This window comes from Paraburkholderia sp. JHI2823 (assembly GCF_038900695.1).
GTDB classification, from domain to species: domain Bacteria; phylum Pseudomonadota; class Gammaproteobacteria; order Burkholderiales; family Burkholderiaceae; genus Paraburkholderia; species Paraburkholderia mimosarum.
Map to the genome: position 1 here is coordinate 1 of NZ_JAYMRY010000408.1, position 255 is coordinate 255.

Annotated in this window: 1 protein-coding gene; it reads left to right on the plus strand. The window is 61.2% G+C overall.

The window, feature by feature from the left end:
- A partial coding sequence (locus VSR34_RS39190; RefSeq protein WP_342965323.1) for a transposase occupies positions 1 to 255 on the plus strand: 255 nt, incomplete at both ends.

A 255-nucleotide genomic window follows, 5' to 3' on the forward strand; every position in this document is an offset into this window, starting at 1 on the left:
GAGCGCGAGCTTCGTCTCGCGCAAGGGTCGGCCGGCCACCTCACCGAGGCTGATTGCTGGCTTGTTGTATCTCCAGCATGCGTTCGATCTGTCGGATGAGGAAGTGGTCTGGCAATGGGTGGAGAACTCGTACTGGCAGGTCTTCACCGGCGAAGCATTTTTACAGACCGAGCCGCCGATCGATCCGTCGAGCCTCACGCGTTGGCGCAAGCGCCTGGGTGAAGCCGGAGTTGAGGAGTTGCTGGCCGAGACGAT